This window comes from Serratia sp. EC4 (genome assembly GCF_059652115.1).
Genome location: NZ_JBNIDE010000009.1, coordinates 81,815 through 99,071, shown reverse-complemented (window position 1 = coordinate 99,071; position 17,257 = coordinate 81,815). Strand labels below are relative to the sequence as shown.

General features: G+C 63.3%; 19 protein-coding genes and 1 riboswitch. Of the genes, 4 read left to right on the top strand and 15 right to left on the bottom strand.

What is annotated here, in order from left to right; translation table 11 throughout:
• Nucleotides 1–4: 4 nt before the first annotated feature.
• Nucleotides 5–268, bottom strand: a complete 264-nt coding sequence (locus ACP39K_RS20540; RefSeq protein WP_004941494.1) for a YtcA family lipoprotein — start codon at nucleotides 266–268, stop codon at nucleotides 5–7.
• A 217-nt stretch (nucleotides 269–485) separates the two neighbouring features.
• Here ACP39K_RS20540 and ACP39K_RS20535 point away from each other — a divergent pair, with 217 nt between their 5' ends.
• From ACP39K_RS20535 to ACP39K_RS20520, 4 genes are all read left to right on the top strand, one after another.
• A complete protein-coding gene (locus tag ACP39K_RS20535; RefSeq protein WP_048796712.1) occupies nucleotides 486–1,100 on the top strand; it encodes a TetR/AcrR family transcriptional regulator in 615 nt (204 codons plus the stop codon).
• A 91-nt stretch (nucleotides 1,101–1,191) separates the two neighbouring features.
• Nucleotides 1,192–1,288, top strand: a riboswitch (TPP riboswitch).
• A 35-nt stretch (nucleotides 1,289–1,323) separates the two neighbouring features.
• Nucleotides 1,324–2,115 carry a hydroxyethylthiazole kinase gene (gene thiM, locus ACP39K_RS20530; protein WP_497008801.1) on the top strand — a complete coding sequence of 264 codons (792 nt, stop codon included), beginning with the start codon at nucleotides 1,324–1,326 and terminating at the stop codon, nucleotides 2,113–2,115.
• On the top strand, nucleotides 2,115–2,915 hold the full coding sequence (gene thiD / locus ACP39K_RS20525) for a bifunctional hydroxymethylpyrimidine kinase/phosphomethylpyrimidine kinase (protein ID WP_033639638.1): 801 nt from the start codon (nucleotides 2,115–2,117) through the stop codon (nucleotides 2,913–2,915). The genes thiM and thiD overlap by 1 nt, the downstream gene beginning before the upstream one ends.
• Nucleotides 2,916–2,999: 84 nt before the next feature.
• Nucleotides 3,000–3,458 (top strand): inhibitor of vertebrate lysozyme family protein, encoded by a 459-nt coding sequence (locus tag ACP39K_RS20520; RefSeq protein WP_033639640.1) that lies wholly within the window; start codon nucleotides 3,000–3,002, stop codon nucleotides 3,456–3,458.
• Nucleotides 3,459–3,499: 41 nt separating this feature from the next.
• On the opposite strand, the gene gutQ is transcribed toward ACP39K_RS20520, so the two are convergent.
• The 14 genes from gutQ to manD form a co-directional block, all read right to left on the bottom strand.
• Nucleotides 3,500–4,471: an arabinose-5-phosphate isomerase GutQ gene (gutQ, locus tag ACP39K_RS20515; protein WP_016926691.1), complete on the bottom strand. Its 972-nt coding sequence runs from the start codon at nucleotides 4,469–4,471 to the stop codon at nucleotides 3,500–3,502.
• A complete protein-coding gene (gene srlR / locus ACP39K_RS20510; RefSeq protein WP_016926692.1) occupies nucleotides 4,464–5,237 on the bottom strand; it encodes a glucitol operon DNA-binding transcriptional repressor SrlR in 774 nt (257 codons plus the stop codon). Before srlR ends, gutQ begins: the two co-directional genes overlap by 8 nt.
• Before the next feature lie 83 nt (nucleotides 5,238–5,320).
• A complete protein-coding gene (gene gutM / locus ACP39K_RS20505) occupies nucleotides 5,321–5,677 on the bottom strand; it encodes a transcriptional regulator GutM (protein WP_497008800.1) in 357 nt (118 codons plus the stop codon).
• Between the two features lie 46 nt (nucleotides 5,678–5,723).
• Nucleotides 5,724–6,503 (bottom strand): sorbitol-6-phosphate dehydrogenase, encoded by a 780-nt coding sequence (gene srlD, locus ACP39K_RS20500; RefSeq protein ID WP_147827706.1) that lies wholly within the window; start codon nucleotides 6,501–6,503, stop codon nucleotides 5,724–5,726.
• A gap of 10 nt (nucleotides 6,504–6,513) precedes the next feature.
• Nucleotides 6,514–6,876 (bottom strand): PTS glucitol/sorbitol transporter subunit IIA, encoded by a 363-nt coding sequence (gene srlB, locus ACP39K_RS20495; protein ID WP_033639642.1) that lies wholly within the window; start codon nucleotides 6,874–6,876, stop codon nucleotides 6,514–6,516.
• 22 nt (nucleotides 6,877–6,898) lie between these two features.
• Nucleotides 6,899–7,879, bottom strand: coding sequence for a PTS glucitol/sorbitol transporter subunit IIB (gene srlE, locus ACP39K_RS20490; RefSeq protein WP_016926695.1), 981 nt, complete (start codon nucleotides 7,877–7,879; stop codon nucleotides 6,899–6,901).
• 15 nt (nucleotides 7,880–7,894) lie between these two features.
• Nucleotides 7,895–8,443: a PTS glucitol/sorbitol transporter subunit IIC gene (gene srlA / locus ACP39K_RS20485; RefSeq protein ID WP_004941528.1), complete on the bottom strand. Its 549-nt coding sequence runs from the start codon at nucleotides 8,441–8,443 to the stop codon at nucleotides 7,895–7,897.
• A 236-nt stretch (nucleotides 8,444–8,679) separates the two neighbouring features.
• A complete protein-coding gene (gene fbaB / locus ACP39K_RS20480; RefSeq protein WP_015378749.1) occupies nucleotides 8,680–9,729 on the bottom strand; it encodes a class I fructose-bisphosphate aldolase in 1,050 nt (349 codons plus the stop codon).
• A gap of 205 nt (nucleotides 9,730–9,934) precedes the next feature.
• Nucleotides 9,935–10,621 carry a GntR family transcriptional regulator gene (locus ACP39K_RS20475; RefSeq protein ID WP_016926696.1) on the bottom strand — a complete coding sequence of 229 codons (687 nt, stop codon included), beginning with the start codon at nucleotides 10,619–10,621 and terminating at the stop codon, nucleotides 9,935–9,937.
• A gap of 98 nt (nucleotides 10,622–10,719) precedes the next feature.
• A complete protein-coding gene (locus ACP39K_RS20470) occupies nucleotides 10,720–12,051 on the bottom strand; it encodes an MFS transporter (RefSeq protein ID WP_048325252.1) in 1,332 nt (443 codons plus the stop codon).
• Nucleotides 12,032–13,537 (bottom strand): mannitol dehydrogenase family protein, encoded by a 1,506-nt coding sequence (locus ACP39K_RS20465; protein ID WP_497008799.1) that lies wholly within the window; start codon nucleotides 13,535–13,537, stop codon nucleotides 12,032–12,034. Before ACP39K_RS20465 ends, ACP39K_RS20470 begins: the two co-directional genes overlap by 20 nt.
• Before the next feature lie 52 nt (nucleotides 13,538–13,589).
• Nucleotides 13,590–14,879: an MFS transporter gene (locus tag ACP39K_RS20460; RefSeq protein ID WP_497008798.1), complete on the bottom strand. Its 1,290-nt coding sequence runs from the start codon at nucleotides 14,877–14,879 to the stop codon at nucleotides 13,590–13,592.
• Nucleotides 14,880–14,970: 91 nt separating this feature from the next.
• Nucleotides 14,971–15,987, bottom strand: a complete 1,017-nt coding sequence (locus tag ACP39K_RS20455; RefSeq protein WP_187178382.1) for a Zn-dependent oxidoreductase — start codon at nucleotides 15,985–15,987, stop codon at nucleotides 14,971–14,973.
• Between the two features lie 5 nt (nucleotides 15,988–15,992).
• On the bottom strand, nucleotides 15,993–17,207 hold the full coding sequence (gene manD / locus ACP39K_RS20450; protein WP_016926700.1) for a D-mannonate dehydratase ManD: 1,215 nt from the start codon (nucleotides 17,205–17,207) through the stop codon (nucleotides 15,993–15,995).
• Nucleotides 17,208–17,257 lie beyond the last annotated feature (50 nt).

The window sequence follows — 17,257 nt, the reverse complement described above, 5'->3', positions numbered from 1 at the left end:
AGTCTCAGTGGGGGAAAACCAGTAACCAGGTCAGCATGGCGATCAGCGCGGTCAGCGCCGGATACGTCAGCAGCTGCGGCGCCAGCCAGGCGCGTTTTTCCGGGGTGCGCAGCAGCAGGTGGATCGCCACCATGCCCGCCACGCCGCCGCACAGGCAAAACAGCCAGTCGGGGAACGAAGCGCCGAACACCACCATGGACGGTGCCGGCGAGCACCCGGTGAGCAACAGCGCGGTCAGGCAGGTGATAAGCAGTTTTTTGTCGGGCATAGGGCGTTCTCTGGCGATTGGCTTGGTCGACGGGCCGAATGAAATGACTCTTTTTCAGTGAGTGAGGTCACTGTTTGTCACCCCCATGCTTGCGCAAGGGGAAACTAGAATAAATACTCTACTCTAAACTAGAGGGGTTAATCTAGTTTTTTGTGTCACCCTGCCTTCGCGGCGGCAAATGGGTATAATGCGTTGATGACAGCGGGCAGAAACGAATATGCAAATCGACGAACACATCACCGGGCGAGAGCCGCAGCAGGAAAGAGGGCGGCAACGCGTACAAACCATTCTGGATTCAGCGGCGGCGATCGTGGCGCAGGATGGCCTGGCGGCGCTCAGCATGCAGCGGCTGGCCAAACACGCCAAAACCTCCATCGGCTCGATGTATCACTTTTTCCCCGATCGCCACGCGGTGATCAAGGCGCTGGCGGATCGGCATACCGAATCGATCGAGGCGCTGGTGCGCGACATGGCGCTGGCCAGCGACGACGAGTGGCGGCACCTCTCCGCTGAAGCGGTGATCCAGCGGCTGTTTTCACCCTATGCGCAATACCTGCGCGAGCACGCCGACTACCTGCCGGTGATGCGGGAAATGAACCTGCCGGACGAAAAGTCCAGCTTCCTGGCGCTGATCGCCCGAGTGCTGCAGCTGCGTCGCCCCGAGACCGCCGAGACGGAGATCCTGCAGCAAACCCGGCTGTTGCAAAGCCTGGTGGCCGGCACCTTGCATCACATCTTCAAAACGGCGCCGCAGAGCGTGGCGTTTACGTTGGCGGAGCTGCCCGGCGTGCTGAGCCTGTATCTGGCGGGAAAAGAGGGCAACATCGCTTAGGCGCGAGCGAATTTATTCGCTTGTTTGTCCGCGCCGCCGCTGGCATGATCCCGCTCAGGGATTAACGCAACGTTGATCACAACCTATTGATTTTCATGACTCGGGGTGCCCTTCTGCGTGAAGGCTGAGAAATACCCGTATTACCTGATCTGGATAATGCCAGCGTAGGGAAGTCACGGCCGCCCAACCGGCGCCGCCTTCTTGAACGCCGGTTGGGAGGAATATGATCGCTCGACCTGATGCACTACCCGGCGCTCGCGCCGCGGCCTGCCTGACTCAATTCCAACAGCGGCCTCCGCTGATCCACTGCCTGACCAACGAAGTGGTGCAATCGCTGACCGCCAACGTGCTGCTGGCGCTCGGCGCCTCCCCGGCGATGGTGGTGGAGCCGCAAGAGGCGGCGCAGTTCAGCGCGCTGGCCGACGGCCTGCTGATCAACGTCGGCACCCTCAACGCGCTGCGCGCCGAATCGATGCGCGCGGCGGTGGCCGCCGCCAATCAGGCCGGCAAGCCCTGGACGCTGGATCCGGTGGCGGTTGGCGCGCTCTCCTACCGCACCGCCTTCGCCAAACAGCTGCTGGACGAGAAACCGGCGGCGATACGCGGCAACGCCTCGGAAATCATGGCGCTCAGCGGGTTGCTGGCCAGCGGCCGCGGCGTGGACAGCGGCGACGATTCCTTGGCGGCATTGCCCGCCGCGCGTGAGCTGGCGCAGCGCAGCGGTGCGGTAGTAGCGGTCACCGGCGCGGTGGATTACGTCACCGACGGCCAACGCGATTGGGCGATCGAAGGCGGCTCCTCGCTGATGACGCGGGTGGTGGGCACCGGCTGCGCGCTGTCGGCGGTGGCGGCGGCGTTTTGCGCCCTGCCGGGCGATCGCCTGGACAATGTGGCGGCCGCCTGCCGGGTGATGTCCCACTGCGGCGGCCTCGCGGCCAGGCAGGCCGCCGGGCCGGGCAGTTTTACGCCGGCGTTCCTCGACGCCCTGTATCAGCTGCGCGGGGAGGATCTGTGATGAAACGCATTAACGCGCTGACCATCGCCGGCACCGATCCCAGCGGCGGTGCCGGCATTCAGGCCGATCTGAAGGCCTTCTCGGCGCTTGGCGCCTACGGCACCTCGGTGATCACCGCGCTGGTGGCGCAGAATACCCGCGGCGTGCAGTCGGTGTATTACATCGATCCGGCGTTTGTCGCCGCGCAGCTGGACTCGGTGTTCAGCGACGTGCGCATCGACAGCGTCAAGATCGGCATGCTGGCCAACGCCGATATCGTGCAGGCGGTGGCCGAACGGCTGCGCCATTACCGGCCGGAATTCGTGGTGCTGGACACCGTGATGCTGGCGAAAAGCGGCGATCCGTTGCTGGCCCCGGAGGCGGTGGCGTCGATTCGACGCGAGCTGTTGCCGCTGGTGTCGATCATTACGCCGAACCTGCCGGAAGCGGCGGCGCTGCTGGCGTGCGCGCCGGCGGAAGATGAAGCGCAGATGCGCGAGCAGGGGCGGGCGCTGCTGGCGATGGGCTGCCGAGCGGTGCTGATGAAGGGCGGCCACCTGAGCGAAAGCGAGAGCCCGGACTGGCTGTTTACCGCCGAAGGCGAGCAGCGCTTTACCGCGCCGCGCGTCGCCACCCGCCATACCCACGGCACCGGTTGCACGCTCTCGGCCGCGCTGGCGGCGCTGCGTCCGCGCCATGCCGACTGGGCGGCCACGGTGGCCGCCGCCAAGGGCTACCTGCAACAAGCGCTGCAACAGGCGGATACGCTGGAAGTGGGGCACGGCATCGGGCCGGTGCATCATTTTCACGCCTGGTGGTGAGTCAACTTTTTGCCGCAACCGTGGTCTGACTAGTTCAGGCCCGGTTTTATGGGCGAAACCTGATTTAACCTAGGGAGAAGGACTATGACGGGACACCAGGCGCTGCGTTGCGCCCTCTTTGGCGCACTGCTCAGCTTCAGCGCGGGCAGCTTTGCCCAACAAATCGTCACCACATCGGATTTGATTCAGCAGCCGGGGTATCAGGCCAGCTGGCAAAACATGGTCAAAGGCCAGGCGCGGATGCCGGGCTGGGCGCGCAAGGGCGTCGGCACCTCTACGCCGGCGCAGAATCTGAACTGGAAGGGCAAAGAGTATCTGGTCGGCAACCTGTGCAAGCCCCACGACTGCGGCAATAACTTTTTGATCGTGGCGTTCAGCGCGGACAAATCCCAGGCCTGGGGCGTGCGGGTGGAAGTGGAAGATCGGCCGGAAGCCGTCGATCATCCGAAGAAGTATGCCAAGTACCAGTGGCTCGGCAAGCCGAATGACGACATGAAAGCGCTGCTGAAGCAGCAGTTCGAGAACAATCCCGATTGGAAATGATCTGACCGGGGGGCGCTGGTGATGGCGCCCCCCGGCGTTGATCAGCCGATGCCGGCCTGATGCAGATCGTGCAGGTTGAGCGCCCCCACCAGCACGCCGTCCATATCGACCACCGGAGCCGCGCTGATGTGTTGTTCGTGCAGCGCTTCCAGCGCCTCCCCGGCGCGCCACTGCTCTGGCAGCCGATAGCCGGGGCGGGTGATCGCCGGGCTGAGCGGATCCTGCAGGCTGTTGCCCTTCACCAGCCAGCGGCGCAGGTCGCCGTCGGTAAATACGCCCACCACCCGCTGCTGCGCGTCGCAGACCGCTACCAACCCCAGCCCGGTGCGGCTCAGTTCCAGCATCGCCTCCATCACGTTGGCGCTTTCGCTCACGCGCGGCAGGCGATCGCCGGTGCGCATCAGGTGATGCACGCGGTTCAGCAGACGCGCGCCCAGGCTGCCGCCCGGGTGCGATCGGGCGAAGTCTTCCGCGTTGAAACCGCGCTGGCGCATCAGCGCCATCGCCAGGGCGTCGCCCATCATCAGGGTGTTGACCGCGCTGGAGGTGGGCGCCAGCCCCATCGGGCAGGCTTCGCGCTCGACGCCGATATCCAGCACGCAGGCCGCGGCCTGCGCCAGCGGCGACTCTTTGCCGCCGGTAACGGCGATCACCGGAATGCCGTTCTCCGCCAGCAGCGGCAGGATCAGATCCAGCTCTTTGGCGCGGCCGGAGTAGGAAATGAACACCACCACGTCGTCGGCGCCGATCATGCCGAGATCGCCGTGCAGCGCCTCCGCCGGATGCACGAAGAATGACGGCGTGCCGGTGCTGGCCAGCGACGCGGCGATCTTCTTGCCGATATGGCCGGACTTGCCGATGCCGGAAATCACCGCTTTGCCGCGGCAGTTCAGCAGCAGCTCGCAGGCGCAGACGAAATTGTCATCCAGGCGCGCCAGCAGGCGCTGCGCTTCGGTCAACTCGATCTCCAGCGTTTCGCGGGCGAAGGCGAGCAGGGCGTTGGCGTTACTCATCGGGGTCTCCTACCAGAATGATATTGATGCCTTTCGCCTGCAGGGCGGCGAGGTAATCGGGGTTGATGTCTCGGTCGGTGATCAGCGTGTCGACGGCGCTGAGTTCGCACACCACGTTCGGGCTCTTGCGGCCGAATTTCGAGGAGTCCACCAACAAAATAATGCGGCCGGCGGCTTCGCACATCGCTTTGCTGACGTTGTGCACTTCGTTGAAGGTGGTGACGCCTGCGTTGAGATCGACGCCGTCCGCGCCGATAAACAGCTTGTCGAAGCTGAATTGCTGAAACGCCGATTCGGCCAGGCTGCCGTGGAACGAGGCCGATTTTTTGCGGTAGGTGCCGCCGGGCATCAGGATGGTCTGATCGTTGTCCAGTTCCACCAGCGCGTTGACGATGGTCAGGCTGTTGGTCATCACCGTGATGTTATTGAACTGCGCCAGGTGCGGCACCATCTGCAGCACCGTGCTGCCGGCGTCGAAGATCAGCGAGTCGCCGTCGGCGATCAGCGCCACGGCGGCGCTGGCGATGCGGCGTTTTTTCTCGGTGTTGATATGGGTTTTACGGTCGATTGGCTGATCGCCGTCGTCGCGGCTGAGCACCACGCCGCCGTAAGTGCGGATCACCTCGCCTTCTTCTTCCAGCAGGGTGAGATCCTTGCGGATGGTGGTGCCGGTGGTGGAGAAATGCTCGGCCAGGGCGTCCACCGCCGTTTTGCCATGCCGCTGCAGATATTCAAGGATAGCGGCCTGCCGCTGCTTTGGTTTCATCGCGATTCCCGTTCACAAGAGTTGGGCATTTCCCCTCGCTGAATAATTCACTATGAAAGGTAATGTCTTTTAATGTGAAAATATCACGATTTGGGGTCAATCGCTAACGATAGTGCAGACTGGCATGCGCGATCCTCGGGGAAGATCACATCCGGGCGCAAATCCCGCTGATGCAATCCGTGTAAATGAGGCAGCGGGTGGGGCCGGGCGAAGACGGTCAGGCCGCGCAGCAACAGGCTGCCGCATACCCGCCGATCGGCGTCGAAGGCCAGCGCCAGCACCACCCGCGGGCGAAAACGGCCGCCGGAACGGCCGACGCCCACGGCGCCCAGCCGGCATAAACCGTCGAAGGCGCGGTTGAAACGTTGCAGTTGCCACCAGCCGAAGGCGATTTGCAGCAGCCAGGCCAGCAGCGCGAAGGCGATCAAAGCTTGTGTCATGGGGTTCTCCTTAGGCCCCCTTCCGCGGAAGGGGGCGTCGATGGCGTCAGAACATCACCTGGCCGCCGGTGATGTTGATCGACTGGCCGGTGCAGTAAGAGGCCTTGTCGCTGGCGTAGAACAGCAGGGTGTTCAGTACGTCCTGATAGTCGCAACCGCGCTTCAGCGGCACCTTGTCGATGTAGTACTGCTCCACCTGGTCCGGCGCGATGCCCAGTTTTTGCGCGTACTGCGGCAGCAGCGACTGGAACATCGGCGACTTCAGCAGGTTGCCGAGCATCAGCGAATGCACGGTGATGCCGTACTCCGCCAGATCGAGCGCCAGCGACTGCGTCAGCCCCACGCCGCCGAACTTGGCGGCGCTGTAGCCGGAGTTGTGCTTGCTGCCGACCTTGCCGGACTTGGAGTTGATCTGGATGATGCGCCCGGCGATGCCGTCGCGGATCATCAGGCGCGAGAACTCGCGGGCGCAGAGGAAATAGCCCACCAGGTTCACCTGCAGCGAGCGGTCGAAGTCGCCCAGCGGGAAATCGGTGATTGGCGCCGCCTTGGCGATGCCGGCGCTGTACACCAGCAGGTTGGCCTGGCCGAACGCCCGGTCAACCGCCGTCGCCAGCGCGATCACGCTCTGCTCGTCGGTGGCGTCGGCTTGAAAACCGCAGGCGCTGCCTGTGCCGTACTCTTCGTTGATCTGCCGCGCCACCCGATTGGCGTTGTCGGCGTTCAGATCGGCCACCGCCACCCGATAACCGGCCTGCGCCAGCCCGTGGGACAAAAAGGCGCCTAACGTTTGGCCGCCGCCAATCACTACAGCTACTTCAGACATGGTCTACTCCTTATGCGATAAATGACAGCGTGCTGCCCAACGGGATATCGGTCGGCGTCGGGCCGGATACGTGGATCGAGCCGGGGAATTCGGCTTCGGCTTCGCCGTCGAAGCGCACGGTGACGTGGCCCAGCTCGCGCAGATTCTGCGTGGCGACGCTGCCGACGGCGGTGATGGCGTAGCGCTGCTGCGCCAGTTCCATCACGCCGCCGACCTGCAGCTCGCCGGCGGTTGCGCCGTGGCGGTGGATGAAGCAGAACTCTTCGATATCCGCCGGGGCGCCTTCACGGAAGGTGATCAGCATGTTGTCCAGCAACGCGTCGCGGGCGCAGCCGCCGATCTGCGTGATGGTGGTGTGAAAAATGGTGTGCATAAACGTCTCCCTGGGGATCACATTATTGATAAATGAAGGCCGAGGCGGCCCAGGCGATTAACACCGTCGGCGCGCCGGTCAGGAAGCGGCCGACCAGCACTGAAGGCACGCCGACCCGCACGGTGTCCTGTTTGGCTTCCGCCAGCGACAGGCCGACCGGAATGAAGTCGCAGGCGGCCTGCGCGTTGATGGCGAACAGCGCGGGCAGCGCCAGCTGCGGCGGAATATGGCCGAGGCCGATCTGTACCCCGACCAGCACGCCGATCACCTGGGCGATGACCGCGCCGGGGCCGAGGAACGGCGACAGCAGCGGGAATGAGCAGATCAGCGCCAGCGTCACCAGGCCGATCGGGCTGTTGGCGAGCGGCGTCAGGCCGTGAGCGATAAAGTCTCCGAGGCCGGAGGCCATGATGATGCCGATCAAGGCCGAGACGAACGCCATAAACGGCAGAATGGTCTTCAGCACGGTGTCGATGGTGTCTCGTCCGGCCTGGAAGAACACCGCCACCACCGATCCCATACCCATGCCGACCTTCGCCAGCAGCCCGTCGCTTTGTTCGGTGATCTTCTTGCTGGTGTCGTAGTCGCGCGCCTTGGGCGGCGCTGCAACCGCGGCGGCGGGTGGGTTCTCCGTCGCGTCGATTCGGCTGATGTTGTGGTCACGCACGCCGGAGACATAGATGTCTTCGAGGATAAACTGCGCCAGCGGGCCGGACTGGCCGGTGGCATGGATGTTGACCGTCGGAATGCGGCGTTTCGGGTACAGGCCGCAGCGCAGGGTGCCGCCGCAGTCGATCACCGCCACGCCGATCTCTTCCGCCGGCGGCTCGCCCTCTTTGAAACCGTCGACGGCGGGCCAGCCGGTCAATTCGCTGAGGCGATCGACGATGGAAGGCCGGGTGCCGGCGGTGATGTACACCACTTTTTTGCCGGGCTCTATCGGCAGCTCCAGGGGGCCGCCCCAGCCGCTGGCGCCTTTTTCAATACGGATATAAGCACTCATGCTGCACTCCACGAATTAAAGTTGCACCTGGCGATCCAGACGGATGCCCATCTTGCGTTCAAACAGACTGGTGGTGAGATCGGTGACCCAGCCGCGGAAGAAGTTGGTGAACAGCCCCACCAGGAAATAGCTCACCGCCAACGGGCCGAGCGGCAGGCCGAGGGTGGTCAGGCCGCTGGCGATGCCGAGATAAACGAACAGTTCGCCGGGGTTGATGTGCGGAAACAGGCCGTTCATCGAGTGGCAGCTGTAGGAGGCCGCGGCGTAGTAACTCGGCTTGTATTTCTCCGGCATGAAGCGCCCCAGGCTGAGGGTCATCGGGTTGCAGAAGACAAAGGTGCCGATCAGCGGCAGCAGCAGATAACGCGAAACGGGGTTGCCCGCGCAGCGCTGCGCCAATCGTTCGATACGTTCCTGGCCAACAAATTTGATCAGCGCGTTCATGATAACCAACAGGCTGATCAACAAGGGCAAAATGCCGGTCACCATGCCGACAAACACTTCACCGCCTTTCTGAAACAGGCCGATAAACCACTCGGCGCCGTGGGTGATTAGCTCAATCATTATGTTCTCCTGTAATGGACTGATATGGCCTGGAGCGAACGGCGGCTCTGTCGCCATGGGCCTTACAGTAGTCACTTTGTTGGGCTATTTGTTTTAAACAGATCACAATTTGAAAGATAAATATTTTATTTTGAAAGTTTAAAATGAAAGAAAGAGAAGGTTAACGGCGCGGGAGGCGGGATAACGGGCACAAAAAAGCCCGGCGAACCGGGCTTTGGGACAGACGGTCCGTCACATCAGGCGATGGTGACCTTCTTGTCCAGATAGGCGTCTTGCACGGCGTTGATCAGCGCCACGCCGTCTTTCATCGATTTCTTGAAGGCTTTACGCCCCAGGATCAGGCCCATGCCGCCGGCGCGTTTGTTGATCACCGCGGTGCGCACCGATTCCTGCAGATCGTTCTCACCGGCGGCGCCGCCGGAGTTGATCAGCCCGGCGCGGCCCATGTAGCAGTTGGCTAACTGGTAACGCACCAGATCGATCGGGTGATCGGTGGTCAGCTTGGTGTAGACGCGGTCGTCGGTGTAGCCGAATTTCACTGCGCGGTAGCCGCCGTTGTTTTCCGCCATTTTCTGTTTGACGATGTCGGCGCCGATGGTGGCGGCGATGTGGTTGGCCTGGCCGGTCAGATCGGCGCTGGAGTGGTAGTCCACGCCGTCCTTGTTGAACGCCGGGTTGCGCAGATAGGCCCACAGCACCGTGACCATACCCAGCTCATGCGCGCGCTCGAAGGCGATCGAGATCTCTTCGATCTGGCGGCGCGACTGCTCGGAGCCGAAGTAAATGGTGGCGCCGACCGCCACCGCGCCCATGTTGAACGCCTGCTCGACGCTGGCGTACAGGGTCTGGTCGTACTGGGTCGGGTAGCTCAGCGTTTCGTTGTGGTTGAGTTTGACCAGGAACGGGATCTTGTGCGCGTAGCGGCGCGATACCGACGCCAGCACGCCGTAGGTGGAGGCGACGCAGTTACAGCCGGCTTCAATCGCCAGCTCGACGATGTTCTTCGGATCGAAATACAGCGGGTTGGCGGCGAACGAGGCGGCGGCTGAGTGCTCGATGCCCTGATCGACCGGCAGGATAGACAGATAACCGGTGCCGCCCAGACGGCCGTGGTTGAACAGGGTTTGCATCGAACGCAGCACGCTGTTGGGGCGGTTGTTATCGATCATTACGCGGTCGACGAAGTCGGCGCCCGGCAGGTAGAGATTCTCGGCGGGGATAGTGGTACAGCGGTGTTGCAGCAGATCTTCCGCTTCCTTTCCTAGCAACTGCACAATATCAGTCATGATTCACTCCCGATTAAGCTTCTTCATACACCGGCAATGCAAGGGTTTTTGACCACCGGCGCAGTAAAAAGCGGTGATTGAAGCTGTAAAGCGATGCTACCGAACTTGCTCCGGCAAGGACAAACAATAGATGCGATTGAGAGGAAATGCCATTTGCGTGGCCAAATACGCGGGGGCGATCGCCCCCGGCTTGCTAAGCGGTTGATTATTCGATCTCGAACCACTCGGTGTTCTGCAGGGCGATCGGGGTGATGGAGTAGATCATCTCCTGCAGATGATCGTGGATGGCGCGCTCCGCCGCCTCGGCATCGCGCGCTTTCAGCGCTTCATAGATGCGGTAGTGCTGCTTGATCAGGCTCTCCGGCGGCGAGACTTCGCTCAGGCTGAGGAAACGCACCCGATCCATGGTGGCCTTGATGGTTTCGATGGTCTCCCACGCCAGCGGGCAGTCGGCAAACTGGGTCAGCAGCTGGTGGAACTCGTCGTCCAGCGCCAAAAATTCGCGCGTTTGCCCGTTCTGCGCCGCCAGCTCTTGACGGTGCAGGTTATGCTCCAGCGTCATCAGCTGCGCCGGAGTGGCGCGCTCAGCCGCGCGGCGCACGATGGCGCATTCCACCGCTTGACGGATAAAGCGCCCGTCGGCCACGCGCTTGGCGGAAATCTTCATCACGAAGGTGCCGCGCTGCGGCAGGATCTGCACCAGGCCGGCCTCCGCCAGCTTGATGAAGGCTTCGCGCACCGGCTGGCGCGAAACGCAAAAGCGGGTGGAGATCTCTTTCTCGGACAGCAGGGTGCCGGGGGGGATGGTGCAGTCGACGATATCCTTGCGCAGGAAGCGATAGATCTGCTGGTTGACCGGGACGTTGTTGGTGAGACTGTACGTTTCAGACATGGCGACAATCAGGCATCTGGCTGGAATTCGAATGCCACCATACTAGCAGATTATTGGTTGAGGGCGGGGGGATAAATCCACCCGCCGGGCAGGGTAACTCAGTGATGCCAATCCTGATACTCCTGCTTGCGCCGCTCTGGCGCGGTTTCCGGCATCAGGCTCAGGCCGAGGGCCGACACCACGCCCAGCACCATCATGTAGCCGGCCAGCCCGTAGTAATGGCCGCCGGTCACCTGCAGGATCTTCACCGCCAGCAGCCCGAGAATGCCGCTGCCGATCAGCGAGCCGATCTGCCAGATCAGCGCGATGCCGCTGCAGCGCACGCGGGTGGGGAACAGTTCCGGGAAGTAGGAGGCCTGCGGCGCGTAGCACATGCTGTGGCCGAAGGTCAGCACCACGATCATGGCGATCTGCGTCACCCAGAAATTATCGAGGTTGATCGCCATAAAGAACGGCACGATGCACACCACCTGCAGCAGCGCGCCGGCGATGTAAACCGGTTTGCGCCCCAGCCGATCGGAGAGGCGGCCCATCAGCGGAATGGCGAAAATCTCCAGCAGCACCGCCACGATCATCGCCTCCAGCAGAATGCTTTCGTTGAGGTGGTTGGCCTTACCGTAGGCCAGCACGATCACCGTGAACATGGCGAAGGCGCAGGCTTCGATCAGCTTGGCGCACACTCCTTTGGCGATAAGGCCGGGATAGCGGCGGGCCACTTCCACCACCGGCCGGCTCTCCACCGCTTTGGTGGCGCGGATCTGGGTAAACACCGGCGATTCGTCGATCTTCAGGCGAATAAACAGCCCGACCAGCACCAGCAGCAGGCTGAGCAGGAACGGAATGCGCCAGCCCCAGTCCAGCATCTGCGCCGGCGACAGCACGGCGGTCAGCAGCGCGAACAGCCCGGACGGCAGCAAGAAACCGGCAGGCGCGCCGATCTGCACCCAGCTGGCGTAGAAGCCGCGCCGCGGCGGCGGCGCATATTCGGCGGTCATCAGCACCGCGCCGGCCTGTTCGCCGCCGACGCCGAAGCCCTGCAGCACGCGGATAAAGATCAACGCGATCGGCGCCCAGATGCCGATCTGCTCATAGGTGGGCAGCAGGCCGATGCAAAAGGTGCCGAGGCCGACGATCAGGATGGTGATCACCAGCGCCTTCTTGCGGCCGACTTTGTCGCCGATATGGCCGAACACGATGCCGCCCAGCGGACGCGCCAGGAAACCGACCGCGTAGGTGGCGAAGGCCGCCAGCGTGCTGATCAGCGGATCGGCGCTGGGGAAAAACAGCTGGCCGAAGAACAGCACCGCGGCGGTGCCGTAGGCGAAGAAATCATAGTATTCGGCGGCGGTGCCGATGGCCGAAGCGCTGGCGACGCGCCGCAGCAGCGGTTGATTGCCGGTATTGACGGCATTATGCGTGGTGACGGTCATCGGAAACCTCCCGGTCGGTAAGCGGCAGAGCGGCGACGGCGGCTTTGGCCCCCAGGCTCAGCAGTTGGTGATAAGCGTGGCTGACGGCGTGGACGAAGTCAGGCGAATCGGGCAGATCGCGGCCGAAGACGCTGTCGAGTTGCAGCAGCGCCAGGACGCGGGGCCGGCCTTCCTCGCTGCCGGCGACCAACGCGGCGAGGCGTTCGCGCAGCGGATCGCTGATGGCGATCGGCTCGCCTTGTTCATCGCGGCCGCCGACGTAGCGCATCCAGCCGGCGACGCCCAGCGCCAGGCAGTCGAAGCGGCTGCCGCGCGCCAGATGCCAGCGGATCGCGTCCAGCAGCCGTTGCGGCAACTTCTGCGTGCCGTCCATGGCGATCTGCGCGGTGCGGTGCTTCAACGCGCGGTTGCGGTAACGCTGCAGCAGCGAGTCGGCATACTGCGCCAAATCGACGTTCGGCACCTGCAGGGTCGGCGCCTGTTCCGCCAGCATCAGGTGACGGGCGGCGCGGACAAAATCCGCATCCTGCATGCAATCGCCGACGTGCTGATAACCGGCCAAATAGCCGAGATAGGCGAGGAACGAATGGCTGCCGTTCAGCATGCGCAGCTTCATCTCCTCGTACGGCAGCACGTCGCTCACCAGTTCGGCGCCGACTTTTTCCCAGGCCGGGCGCCCCTGGGGAAATCGGTCCTCAATGACCCACTGGCTGAACGGCTCGCAGGCCACGCCGACCTCATCCTCGACGCCGCCCAGCCAGACAAACAGTTGTTCGCGGGCCTCCGGTGTTACCGCCGGCACAATGCGATCCACCATGGTGGAAGGGAAGGCGACCTCTTGACGCACCCAGTCGGCCAACGCCGGATCCTGCCGCTGCGCCAGTTCGACCAGCACCTGGCGCGTGACCTGGCCGTTGGCCGGCATGTTATCGCAGGACATCACGGCGAACGGCGGCAGCCCGCGTTCACGGCGCAGGCGCAGCGCCGCCAGCAGCAGCCCCGGCGCCGACTGCGGCTGTGCCGGGTGGGCGATATCATGCGCGATCGCCGGGTGTTCCGCCATCAGCCGGCCGCTGGCGGGGTGGTGGCAATAGCCCTTTTCGCTGATGGTCAGCGAGACGATGGCGATCTCGGGCTGCGTCAGGGCCGCCAGCACCGCCGCCAGCCCGTCGGTTTGCAGGTGCAGCGCCTGGCGCACCACGCCGATGACCCGGCCCCGCCAGCCGTCGTCGTCCATCTCCGCCACCGAGAACAGCAGGTTCTGTTGCCGTAGATCGGCGATCTTTTGCCGGCCGTGCTGCATGCTGATTTCGCAGTAGCCCCAGTCACTGCCGTGCTCGCTGGCCAGCCTGTCGGCGTACATCGCCTGGTGCGCGCGGTGAAACGCGCCGAAGCCGATATGCGCCATGCGCGGTTTCACGCGCTCACGTGCGTAGCCGGGCCGGATAACGGCGGCCGGCAGCGCGCTGTGGTCGGAAAGTCTCATGTTCAATGTCCCTGGAGAGGTAAGCAAAGGGGCGAAGCCGCCCCGTCTGGCGTTAGGGTTTTAAGATTTGCACGCCCGCCGTTGCGCGCGGCTCCTTGATCACCAGCAGCACCAGCAGCGCGCCCAGCGCGGCGACGCCGCCCGCCAGCATAAAGGCGCTGTCGAATTTGCCGGTGTTCTGCACGATGTAGCCGGTGGCGATCGGCCCGATGATGCCGGAGACGCTGCCGATCAAATGAATGAACCCGCTGGCGCCGCCGACCCGGGATTTATGCACCACGTCCTGAATGATCGCCCAGTAAAGGGCGCCGGTAATGTAGAGGAAGAAGATCGACACCGACATCAGCATCACCGCCGGCACCACGCTGCTGACGGTGCCCGCCAACGCCACGCACACCGCCGCCGCCAGCAGGCTGGTGACCAGCACGATCTTGCGTGACAGCAGCAATTTGCCGGTGATGTTGAAGATCTTGTCGGAAATATAGCCGCCGAGCGCCAGCCCGACGAAGCCGACGATCCACGGGATCATCGTGGTCAGGCTCATCTCTTTGATGTTCAGGTTGTGCGCCTGCACCAGATACGAGGGGAACCAGCTCAGGAAGAAGAACAGGATGTAGTTGTAGCAGAAGAAGGCGAAGGCGGTGACCAGAATGATCGGCTGCTTCAGGTAGTAACCCAGCCCGTGCGGAGCGTCGCTCAAGGCGCTTTCCTCGCCGAGATTTTCCTGTTTCAACCGTGCGATCAGCGCCCGTTCTTCGTTGCTGACGCGTTGGCTTTTCGCCGGGTTATCCGCCACCACGAAGAACCACACCAGCATCCAGACGATGCCGATGGCGCAGATGATCATAAACGCCGGCCGCCAGCCGAACGCCAGCGCCAGATAGCCGACGATCGGCCCGGCCACCGCGCCGCCCAACGGCGAACCGGCGCTGAGCAGGCCCACGGCGGTCGCCGCCTGTTTCTTCGGGAACCAGCCGTTAATCATCTTGTTGGCCGAGGCGCAGATCGGCCCTTCGGCCATGCCGAACAGGACGCGCAGGATCAGCATTGAGTAAAAACCGGTGGCGATCGCCGTCATGCCGCAGAAGATGGACCACAGGCCGACCGCCACGCCCAGCACCAGCGTCGGGCCGAAGCGGTCGACCGCCAGCCCGCCGACGAAGTTGAAAATGGCGTAGCCGAAGAAGAAGCTGCCGAAGATCAGACCGAACTGTTCGGCGTTCAGCATCAGATCCTGTTCGATCATCGGCACGGTGATCGACAGCGCCACGCGATCGAGGTAGTTGATCATGTAGACCATGAACAGCAGGAACACGATGGTCCAACGCAGGTTTTTAAACATAAAGCACTCCACTGGGTGTCGTTTTAATCGTGATGCTTCGTTGTTTGCACGGGCGGCGGGCGCCGCCTCATGCCCCGATGCCGCCTTGGCGTTACTCGAACTGCAGCAGCACCTTGCAGCAGGTGCGCTGATCCCGCTCGAACATCTGCATCGCCCGTTCGACGTCGTCGGCGGGCACGCAGTGGGTGAGCAGACGCTGCGGGTCCAGCTTGCCGTCCGCCATCCAGGCGATCACCTGCGGGAAGCGCGCGCTGTTCAGGCGCGAAGAGAAGATCGACAGCTCCTTGCTGGTGATGCTCTGCTGGGTCAGGGTGCAGGCGTCGCCGGAAAAGCCCATGATGCCGATGCGCGCGGCCGGCGAAGCCAGCGCGATCGCCTCCGGTAAAATGGCGGGGTGGCAAGCGGCATCGACGATCAGCGTCGGCTGAACGCCGCGCTGCTGCAGCGCCTGCGGCAATGCGGCCTCGGCGTTGTTGAATGTTTCGTCGGCGCCGTTGGCGCGCGCCATGTCCAGCCGCTCGGCGATGCGATCGACGACCCATACCTGCTTGACGCCATACACCCCTTTCAGCGTCTGGATCACCGTGAGCCCCATCGGCCCGGCGCCGTAGATCAGCGCGATGTCGTCGGGGCGCGGTTGCAGATGGGCGGTAATGTTGGCGGCGATGCTGAAGGGTTCGATCATCGCGGCGTGGCGATCGCTGATGGCCGGCGGAACCGGGTAGGCATTGCGCGCCGGTACGCAGGCGTAGTCGCTGAAGCCGCCGTCGCAGTGCACGCCGATCACCTGCAGCGAGGTGCAGACGTTGGGGCGGCCGACCGAACAGGGATAGCAGTGGCCGCAGCTCACCACCGGGTCTACCGAGACGCGTTCGCCGAGGCGCGCCGGATCGACGCCTTCGCCCAGCGCATCGATCAAGCCAAAGAACTCGTGGCCGATCACCCGCGGGTAGCGGGCGAACGGGTTATGGCCGTGATAGATATGGACGTCGGAGCCACAGATGCCGGCGAATTTCACCTTGACCCGCACTTCGCCGGCCGCCGGTTGCGGCAGCGCGCGCGTCTGGATCGCCAGGCGCCCGGGCTGTTCGATCACGACGCTGCGCATGGTGTTTACCAGTTCCATAAGGTGCCATCCTCCAGACGCGCGACCGGCAGGTAGGCCGGTTCATACGGGTAACGGGCCGCCAGCTTCTCATCGAACTCGATGCCGATGCCCGGCTTGTCGCCCGGATGCATATAGCCGTCGTCGAACGTCCAGCTGTGCGGGAACACCTCGAGCATTTGCTCGGAATAGCCCATGTATTCCTGCACGCCGAAGTTTGGCACCCACAAATCGAAGTGCAGCGCCGCCGCCATGCAGATCGGCGACAGATCGGAAGGGCCGTGTGAACCGGTGCGCACCTGATACAGTGAGGCGAAGTCGGCGATGCGCCGCATGCCGGTAATGCCGCCCGCGTGCGTCAGGGTGGTGCGGATGTAGTCGATCAACTGTTCTTCGATCAGCTGCTTGCAGTCCCAGATGCTGTTGAACACCTCGCCGACGGCGATCGGCGTGACGGTATGCTGGCGGATCAGGCGGAAACAGGCCTGATTTTCCGCCGGCGTCGGATCTTCCATCCAGAACAGGCGATACGGCTCGGCGCTTTTACCGAAGCGCGCCGCTTCGATCGGCGTCAGGCGGTGGTGCATGTCGTGCAGCAGGTGCTCGTTGAAACCGAACTTGGTGCGCACTGCGTCGAACAGTTTGGGGGTGAAATCGAGGTATTTTTCCGTCGACCACAGCTGCTCTTCCGGCCAGTCGCCCTTGGTGGCCGGCTCATAAGCCTGGCCTTTGCCCTTGGCCATGCCGTAAGTGGTTTTCATGCCCGGCACGCCGCATTGAACGCGGATCGCCTTGAAGCCTTGCTCTTTATGTTTGGCGTAGTCGTCGAGCACCTCGTCGATCGAATGGCCGGTGGTGTGGCAATACACCATCACTCCCGAGCGCGAGGCGCCGCCCAACAGCTGATACAGCGGCATATTGGCGGCCTTGGCCTTGATGTCCCACAGCGCCATGTCGACGGCGGAAATGGCGGACATGGTCACCGGGCCGCGCCGCCAGTAAGCGCCTTTGTAGAAGAATTGCCAGAGGTCTTCGATCCGCTGCGCGTCGCGGCCGATCAACTGCGGGCAGAGGTGATCTTTCAGGTAAGAGGCCACCGGCAATTCGCGCCCGTTCAGCGTGGCGTCACCGAGGCCGATGATGCCGTCATCGGTGGTGATTTTCAGCGTGACAAAGTTGCGCCCCGGGCAGGTGACGAACACCTCGGCGTTGACGATTTTCATAACCTTCACATCCTGTAGCTGCGGAGAGATAGCGCGAAAATACGCCATGA